Origin of the sequence: Xenorhabdus koppenhoeferi, assembly GCF_900116635.1 — a bacterium.
Taxonomy (GTDB): Bacteria; Pseudomonadota; Gammaproteobacteria; order Enterobacterales; family Enterobacteriaceae; genus Xenorhabdus; species Xenorhabdus koppenhoeferi.
Map to the genome: position 1 here is coordinate 25,628 of NZ_FPBJ01000032.1, position 9,544 is coordinate 35,171.

At 42.3% G+C, this 9,544-nt stretch carries 6 protein-coding genes; 3 read left to right on the forward strand and 3 right to left on the reverse strand.

The window, feature by feature from the left end; all coding sequences use genetic code 11:
- Entirely contained in the window at positions 1 to 1,479 is a 1,479-nt protein-coding gene (gene tssC / locus BM329_RS10825; protein ID WP_092552914.1) for a type VI secretion system contractile sheath large subunit, read from the reverse strand.
- Between the two features lie 19 nt (positions 1,480 to 1,498).
- Positions 1,499 to 1,996 carry a type VI secretion system contractile sheath small subunit gene (gene tssB / locus BM329_RS10830; RefSeq protein WP_092552917.1) on the reverse strand — a complete coding sequence of 166 codons (498 nt, stop codon included), beginning with the start codon at positions 1,994 to 1,996 and terminating at the stop codon, positions 1,499 to 1,501.
- A gap of 1,065 nt (positions 1,997 to 3,061) precedes the next feature.
- Between tssB and BM329_RS10835 the strand changes: the two genes are divergently transcribed.
- The 3 genes from BM329_RS10835 (at position 3,062) to BM329_RS10845 (ending at position 9,386) form a co-directional block, all read left to right on the forward strand.
- Positions 3,062 to 3,580, forward strand: coding sequence for an Hcp family type VI secretion system effector (locus tag BM329_RS10835; protein WP_092552920.1), 519 nt, complete (start codon positions 3,062 to 3,064; stop codon positions 3,578 to 3,580).
- Positions 3,581 to 4,211: 631 nt separating this feature from the next.
- On the forward strand, positions 4,212 to 5,900 hold the full coding sequence (locus BM329_RS10840; RefSeq protein WP_092552923.1) for a ShlB/FhaC/HecB family hemolysin secretion/activation protein: 1,689 nt from the start codon (positions 4,212 to 4,214) through the stop codon (positions 5,898 to 5,900).
- A gap of 120 nt (positions 5,901 to 6,020) precedes the next feature.
- Positions 6,021 to 9,386, forward strand: coding sequence for a hemagglutinin repeat-containing protein (locus BM329_RS10845; RefSeq protein WP_245759062.1), 3,366 nt, complete (start codon positions 6,021 to 6,023; stop codon positions 9,384 to 9,386).
- Positions 9,387 to 9,436: 50 nt separating this feature from the next.
- Here BM329_RS10845 and BM329_RS10850 read toward each other — a convergent pair.
- Positions 9,437 to 9,544 (reverse strand): transposase (locus BM329_RS10850; protein ID WP_177216251.1); only part of this gene is annotated, 108 nt, incomplete at its 5' end.

Consider the following 9,544-nt stretch of genomic DNA (forward strand, 5'->3'; position numbering starts at 1 on the left):
TTATTCCTTATCCAAACGTCCGACCAGAGACAGCTCGAAGCTTGCACCCATATATTTGAAATGTGGGCGAACCTGCATCGCAACCTGATACCAGCCCGGATCACCTTCCACATCCAGAACCTTAATTTCAGCAGCGCGCAGAGGACGACGGCTACGAACGTCAGTGGGTGGGTTTTCCTGATCAGCAATGTACTGTTTCAGCCACATGTTTAGTTCACGCTCCAGATCCTGACGCTCTTTCCAGGAGCCGATCTGTTCACGCTGCAACACTTTGATGTAGTGAGCCAGACGGTTGATGATGAACATGTACGGAAGCTGCGTACCCAACTTATAGTTGGTTTCCGCAATTTTCCCTTCACGGGTGTTCGGGAATACTTTGGGTTTCTGAACTGAGTTTGCGGAGAAGAATGCGGCGTTATCGCTGCCTTTACGCATGGTCAGGGTGATGAAACCTTCTTCTGCCAGTTCAAATTCACGACGGTCAGTGATCAGAACTTCCGTTGGGATCTTCGCCTGAATCTGGCCCATAGCTTCATACAGGTGAACAGGCAGATCGCTTACCGCACCACCGCTTTGTGGACCGATGATGTTCGGACACCAGCGATATTTAGCGAAGCTGTCAGTCAGGCAGCTTGCCAGTAAGTATGCTGTGTTGCCCCACAGGAAGTGTTCGTGGTCACGGCTGACATTTTCCTGATAGTTGAAGTTTTTGATTGGATTTTCAACGCTGGAATAAGGCAGACGCAGCAGGAAACGCGGTGCAGTCAGGCCTAAATAACGTGAGTCTTCAGATTCACGCAGCGAACGCCATTTAGTATGTGAAGGGCCTTCAAAGACAGACTTCAGATCCTTGATGGCTGGCAGGTCAGTAAAGCTGTTAACCCCAAAGAATTCCGGAGAAACGGAAGACAGGAATGGCGCATGAGCCATTGCACCAACAGAGCTGACATACTGCATCAGTTTAACGTCAGGCGTGGTGTTGTTGAACGCATAGTTACCGATGACGGCAGCAACAGGTTCACCACCGAACTGACCGTAACCTGTGGAATAAACGTGCTTGTAGAAGCCGGACTGGATAATTTCAGGAGAAAACTCAAAATCTTCCAACAGTTCATCTTTCGTCGCATGAATGACGTTGATTTTAATGTTTTCACGGAAATCCGTGCGATCCACCAGAATCTTCAGTGAACGCCAGGAAGATTCCAGTTCCTGGAATTGCTTAGCGTGCAGAATTTCATCCATCTGCTCACCCAGCTTTTTATCCAGCTCTACGATCATTTTATCAACGAGCAGTTTGTTAATGGGTTCTTCGTTAGAGCCAGTATCCAGAATACTGCCGATAAACGCAGCAACACCCTGCTTAGCAATATAGTAGCCGTCATTTTCCGGGGTCATTCTTGCCTGAGACATGATCTCATCAAGCAAGGAAGTCGTTGCGCCAGAAGCAATAGCTGTGCTGTTTTCTTCGTGCTGAGCCATTTAGAAATTCCTTTACCAGTTATTTTTTATTGACGATTTCAAGTTCTTTCAGGAGTTGCTCACGAACGGATTCATCATCCAGCAGTGACTGCAAGCGAGTACGAAATGCCGGGATATTTCCCAATGGACCTTTTAAAGCAACCAATGCTTCACGAAGTTCAAGAAGTTTATTTAATTCAGGGACTTTCTTCGCGACATTATCGGGGGAAAAATCGTTCAGGGATTTTATTTTCAGATTAACTGGCAGATCTTCTTCGCTTTTTTCATCGAGGCGGTTAGGAACGTTAAAAGTCAGGTTGATGTTCGCCTCATTCATTACGGCATTGAAATTGTTCTTATTGACAGAAACTGTTTGCCGTTCTTCAATTGGCGTATCTTCTGTCTTTCCTTTCAAGTCACCAACAACCAAAAGATTCAGAGGTAATTCAACTTCTGCGGTCTGGTCACCGGTATTAGGAACATATTTAATATTAATTCTTTCTTTCGGAGCTACGCTACCTGGACTATTCTTACTCATATTTGAATCCTTTGGCTAATACAACCATGAACTGTCTGACAACCCATTATTGGTAAGAGAATGATTCCAATGTTTATCCATATAAAAAAAGCACGGCAAAACTCCCCAAAAAAAAATAGGCTAGAGAAGACAACCGTATTTGTAGATACGAATGATTTCATTCCAACATATAGTTAAATAATCAGATATATCCTATTCAGTTATTATACAGTTGTGCAAATAACATCGATATGAAAAACCGTCAAGTCCAAGTTTGACACTTTATTTTTTTGATGTAAAGCCAAAAAACAAATTGATAAACCCTGCTATTTAAGCTTTTAATTTATTTATGTCAACCCATAGCAAATTATAAACATTCTTTTCTCCTAAGATAGAGAAAATCTTGGTTTTACTCGCTGTAAGCGTGTGCAGTTCTATTACTTATCAATTGTATAAAAAGAAATATTTTCATCTTCTTACAAATAAAACATAGCCAGCAAAAACTCTCCTGATAATTATGGCAAATATCATTTTTCATTCTATTTTGATTAATTAAAAATCATAATAACCTAAATTATTTTCATTTTTTTGATCTGGTTAACATTTTTCAGATGATCATAAAATACATTCAACTTAAAAATAAAAATAATTTCAAAATCAACATATTGAATAAATGTAAAATTTGAAGGCTATTTTTAAACCAGTTGAACAATCTTGTTTTTTATAAACACTCAGATATAAATTTTACAACGGCAATGATTATAAAATTTTCATTTGCCATTGAATTGTGACATGTGTTGCATTTTTTAAATAACTTTGCATTAGAAAATTTCAGCTTTATTATTCGCCCCAAGTGTTTGGCAAGCGATAATTTCATTTGATTAATAAATGGAATTATCACGCAAAGAATTAACACTTACACACTTATACCCAATGGATTTCAAGATGCAGCACGACGGCAAGGGAATGAACCCCCAGGAGCATAGCTAACTATGTGACTGGGGTGAGTGAGCGCAGCCAACAAAGCTGCAACTTGAAAGACGACGGGTATACACTAATTTTGGTGAATTTTTATAGGATATTTATATGCCAACTCCATGTTATATATCCATTAATGGTAAAACTCAGGGCAATATTACCGCGGGCGCATTCACCGCTGAATCCGTAGGTAATATCTTTGTTCAGGGCCACGAAGACGAAATGCTGGTTCAGGAATTTGACCATATCGTAACCGTTCCTACTGACCCACAGTCTGGACAACCTTCTGGTCAACGTGCACATAAGCCATTCCGCTTTACCGTTGCTTTGAATAAAGCAGTTCCTCTGCTGTACAACGCACTGGCTTCCGGCGAAATGCTGCCTACTGTAGAGCTGAAGTGGTACCGTACTTCTATCGAAGGTAAACAAGAGCACTTCTTTACTACTAAACTGGTAGATGCAACTATCGTTGATATCGATTGCAAAATGCCTCACTGCCAGGACCCAGCAAAATCTGAATTCACTCAGTTGGTTCGTGTTTCTCTGTCTTATCGTAAGATCGAGTGGGAGCACACTACTGCGGGTACTTCTGGTTCTGACGACTGGCGTGCGCCAATTGTTGCTTAATATCTTATTCATTAAGAATTAAGTAATCATCTTTCAGCCAATGAATGTTATTCATTGGCTGAATCAATCAGATATATCTCAAAACCCTGCCAATTTACTTTCATCCCTATTGTTCTATTTTATATTTACTTTTCTGTTTCTTTCTCACTGTCGAATTTTTATATAGTAATTATTTTCACAATGAATAGATATGAGTAAATATAAATCATATTCACAATTACCTTGGTTATTAGCGCACAAAAAATCACCCAACTAAAAAAATTCTTTATTTTCTATTTTATATCCCGCCTCTCGAAATCCTTTTATAAAAAGTACATAAGTAAAATTTTTAAGTAAAAAACATAAAGCAAAAAATAAATCTGCTTTTTTCTTATTATTATTCTGATCCTTAAGCAAAAAAACTCAATTTTACTTACTTCCTAATAATAATTAAAACAATAACTAATTTTAGTTATTATAAGTTACTAACTGAAATTCATAATCTTAAATTATAGTTCAGAACAAAAAACAATCATTAATCAGAGCAAAATAAAATATTTTCTATGCTCTAATGCTTAATTAGTAAGCTAGCAAGGTTAAAACTAACTCAACACGATACATTCCCCATTAACTATTGTCATTTGGGTATATCATGATTAAAAGGACAACAATATTCATCTTATTATGTACTTCATTTCAGGTAATTTCATCACCTGACGCGCTTAAACCCATTTCTCCTGCGAATGAAAATTTCTCTACAGATGAAGCAAGAAGAACCTTGCAGGATAGTTCACGGGAAATAGACCAATTAATTGAAGAACGCCGCCATCAGGGGTTAATCAATCGCACAGATAGCGTTTCACCACAAACTGTCTCACCTGTGCTAGTGGAAGCACCGCGATGCTTGGCTGTCAGTGGGGTTTATCTTCAGGGTATTACCTTACTCTCTCTGAGTGATCTGAATACACTTAGTACCCTGCCCAATAGATGTATCACCAGTAATGACATCAACAAACTGTCAGCAGAAATCACTAACCTTTATATTGCCAAAGGCTACGTTACGACACGGGTACAATTTATTCCTCCCAATGCGAATGGTGAACTGGGGATCAATGTTGTTGAAGGCTTTGTCGAGGCGATAGAAGGCGATGACCGTTGGGTCAATAGTCAAATGCTATTCCCTCGTTTGATAAATAAGCCGCTCAACCTGAACCAGCTTGATCAAGGGCTGGATCAGGCGAATCGTCTGCAATCAAACAAAGTCACTCTTGATATTCTGCCCGGCACAGTCAGTGGTGGCTCCATCCTCAAGCTACATAATCGACATTCCACCCCGTGGAGAATAACCACGACAACCGATAATTATGGGCAAAAAAGTACAGGGAAGTGGATCACCCGACTCAATGCCAGTATTGATAGCCCATTGGGATTATCTGATTTTGTCAGCCTCAGCGGCAACAGTACCGTTGATAAACCCGATACCCAGTACAATCGCGCTTATACCCTGCTCTATTCACTCCCTTATGGATCCATGACATTCAGTGGATTCAACAGCTATTCCCAATACATCAGCCACCCCCATTTACAGATGTACTCGCTCAAGCTACACGGGAATTCACAGCAAACAGGAATTCGTATCGATTGGATCTTTCATCGTAACCAATCGCAAATTAGCACATTAAACACCCAATTGATTTATAAGGACTACAAGAACTATGCCAATGAGTCCAAAATCGGTATCAATAGCCAGACATTGAGTGTTCTAGAACTAAGTATTAACCATTTACAAATCATTCCTTCAGGGCTGATCTCCCTCAATATGGGCATTGAGCGGGGAATGCCGTGGTTTGGTGCCCAAATCACAGCAGCCAACCTGAATAAACAATTTACCAAAGGGAAGTTGTCGGCAAATCTACAGCAGCGTTTCACGATCTTTGGTATGCCTTACCGATTTAATAGCCAATTTTATGCTCAGTACAGTCAAAGTGGGCTACCGGGTATTGAGTGGATCAATGTGACCGACCGTAATGCTGTACGAGGATTCAGCAATAATGCATCATCGGCTGATAACGGCTGGTATCTGAGAAATACACTTTCCCGCTCCATACCCACTTCAAAAGGCTCACTTTCGTTGCGTACCGGTATCGATATCGGCCGGGTTAAAGGCCATCCCCGTCAGGATAACTGGAAAAGCAGTGCCGGATTGAGTGCTGGTCTGATACTGCGCTATCAGCATCTGTTTGCGGATATTGAGGTAAGCCGGGGTAAATATCTTTCTCACCAAAAGCGGAACACGGATGAACCTATGCAGCTGTTAACCCGCTTTTCTTACACTTTTTAATTTCTGAATTAATTATTAGCGTTTTTTTTTAACCGCAGCCATTCTTGGGGTAATCATTCGTAAAGAATAGTCCCTAGAAAGCCGCACATATCAATAATAAAAACAAACAGAGGTAATAGCATGAAAAGTAAAAAATTTAAGTTATCTCCCACAGGAAAACTTGCCGTATCCGTGACAATTATCCTGACAACTTGTTCAGGCAGTTTTGCCAATGGGATTACGCCCGGAGGTGATGCCGTACATAGCCCGGATGTTATCCAGGCTGATATCGGTGCAACGGTGATAAATATTGTTGCGCCTTCCGAATCCGGGTTATCACATAACCAATATCAGGATTTCAACGTTAACCAAATGGGGGCGGTATTCAATAACGCCTTAGAAGAGGGCACATCACAACTGGCAGGCCAATTATCTGCCAACGGCAACCTGAATGGGCAGGCCGCCAGTGTGATCTTAAATGAGGTGATTAGCCGCAATCCTTCGTTATTGCTTGGAAAACAGGAAGTGTTTGGCATAGCCGCCGATTATGTGCTGGCAAACCCCAATGGTATCACCTGTAACGGCTGTGGCTTCATCAATACCAATCAAGCCTCATTGGTTGTCGGTAATCCGCTGGTGGAAAATAGTACCCTGCAAAGCTTCAGCACTTTTGATAACCAAAATGCCCTGAATATCAGAAACAATGGCTTGTCCCATGATGATGTTCTGAACCTGATCGCACCAAAAATTAACAGCAATGGTCAGGTCGTTACGTCAAAACTTCTCAATATTACGACGGGCAATAACCAGATCTCTACCGGTGGCCGTATTCTGGATTCACAACAAGCGGACGTTGGCGCACTCGACAGCTATTATCTTGGCAGTATGCAGGCCGGACGCATTCGCCTGCTGAATACAGCGGAAGGAAGTGGTGTCAATCTACAAGGCAAGATGATCGCCGATGACGGCATTGATATTGAATCCTACGGTGATGTGAAGTTGGAAGCCGCTACCCTGAAAGGCGGGGATATTACTTTGAAAGGCAATAATGTCCTGTCTCAAGGACGTCTGAATCAATCTACATCAGACAAAACAGGCAGTGATAACTACGAAGGTAATTTCAGTGGTACTGATATCCAACAAAAACAAATCAGTGAATCTGTTGCCCGTACCCAACTGACAGGCAAGAACATCACATTGGTCGCCAAACAAAACAATCAAGTGATGGCAACTGATATTGACGGAAATAATGTCAAACTGTCTGGTGCCAGTCTGAAATTAGATGGACAACAACTTCACCAGCTTGACAGGACAAGTAACAATCAATGGAAAATATACTGGAAATATAGTGTCATCAACGAGATTGAAAAGTATCAGCAAGAAGGCAATACCATTAATGCCAGTGGAAATGTTCATCTGACTGCCAATGAAGGCAATGCAGAAGTATTTGGCAGTCAGATCAAAGCAGAAAATCAACTGACTGTATCCGCTAAGAAAGATGTGAAACTGGCGGGGCTGATGGAATCAGAGACAACTACAGAGAGAGGGTATAAAAAGAACCATACTGCGGCATTGCAAACCGGTCACTGGAATAAGGTCAATACCACTCAGAGAAACGTCAGTAATAAGTTAAGCTCAGGCGGAGATTTAGGCATCACGGCGGGCGGAAATGTTGACATTGTCGGGACTCGTATTAATTCAGGCAAAAACATGATTGTTTCTGCGGGTCAGAAAACCAATATTACTGTCCAATCCCTCGTTGATGATCAAACTCTCTCCAAGGATAAAACTTATTGGCACGGTATAGCTGGCGGCAGCAAGAAAGATCACCGTGATAAATCAGAAACTCACCATATTTCCGAAGTGACGGCAGGCGGACATTTGCTGCTGACCGGTATGAATGGTGTCACTATTACCGGCAGTACAGTCAAAGCTCAACAAGGTGCCTATGTTCAGGCCAATGATGGACAGTTAACTATTGATAACGCTGTCAGCCACACTTATAAAGAGGTGGATGAAAGAAAGGGAACTATCTTCAACATCACTAAAAATACCAATCAAGAACATAACAAGCAGCAAAAATCTTCCGGCAGTCATTTGAGTTCCGATGCAGACCTGCAATTACTCAGCAATAAAGATATTAACGTCATTGGCAGTCTGGCGAAAAGTGCGGGTGAACTGAACCTGAATACTTCAGGCAATATTAATATCCTGAATTATGGTGAGAAAAATCAATACCAACAGGAAAAAACCAACCTTGGCTGGCAGTACTACGCAAAAGAAAACAAAGATAAGCAATACCGTGCCGGAGTGGGTTTTGAGCACACATTAGACAAACAGAAAAACGAAAGTACAACTCAGCAATCATCAGAGTTGAATGGTGGGAACCTCACTGTAAACGCAGGGAAAAATGTCACTGTGACAGGTTCTAAGCTCGTGACCATTCAGGGTGATGCGACAGTCACTGGAGGAAACATTGCTCTGCTGGCAGGGGAAAACAGCACTTCAACATCAACATCGCAAGAAAAACTGAGCAGCAGCGTATTTTTCACTGGTGGCATGGACAGGTTCGGTAACGGTGCTGAAGGAGGTTACAACAACAATGGTCAATCCCGGACCCAGACAACAGCAGTGGTGACAAACACTCAAGTCTCCGGTGACCTTGGACTGAATGTAATGGGAGAATTGGAGCAACAAGGTACTAACCATCAGGTACAGGGTAGCTATCAGGCCAATGCAGGCAGCATTAAGAATGTTGCAACCGCTAACACGGAATCCAGCTCGACCAGTCAATTACAGGCAGGCGGTGAAATCAGTGGCACAGCCGATTACAGTGCAACGACCCGTCCAGTGGAAAAAACGGCCAAAGCCGCCGCAGACAAGAAACTGGATACTTCCGTCACGAAGACAGATCTGCCTAATGTGGGTATTGAAATGGAGATGAATGGCAATAGCCATTATACCAATGACCATAAATCCAATGCGGTGGTAACCGCTATTAAGGCTGGCGATGTCAGGGTAACAACAACTGGCGATATTTACGATCAAGGTACGCAATATCAAGCCAATACAGGTGGTGTATCGCTGACCGCGGGCAGTCATACCAGTGAAGCCGCACTTAATCACCAAAACAGCCAGACCTCTGACACCACCGGTAATGCCAGTTTGCGTGTTTACACCAAAACGGGTGCCGATATCTTCGTCAATGGCAAAGGCAGTGGCAGTTATAAAGAAACATCCGATAGCAATACCACCGCTGTTGCCAGCGACATCAATGCCAAAAACGATATTCATGTTAACGTAACCAGAGATGCGCGCTACCAGGGCACGTCAATGAATGCAGTCAATGGCACAACCAATGTTAATGCTGGTGGAAATATCCAGTTCAATCAAGCCACCAACCGCAGCGAGCAAAAAAACAGGGGCTACAATGGCGAAAGTTCTCTGACAGTGGGAACCAATCCTGATGGCAAGAATTTCAGTGGCAACTTAGCAATTTCGCCGTAAACCCTCACCCGATGAGGGCGGGAATATAAGGCGTAAAACGCGATAGCGGCTTAATCTGGGGTCGCCTGACTCTCCACATAAGCCTTTAACGTTTCAATTGTTGCACCGCCAGCAGTGCAAGCGAAGTATGAACGTGACCACAAGGCGGAGCTTTTACT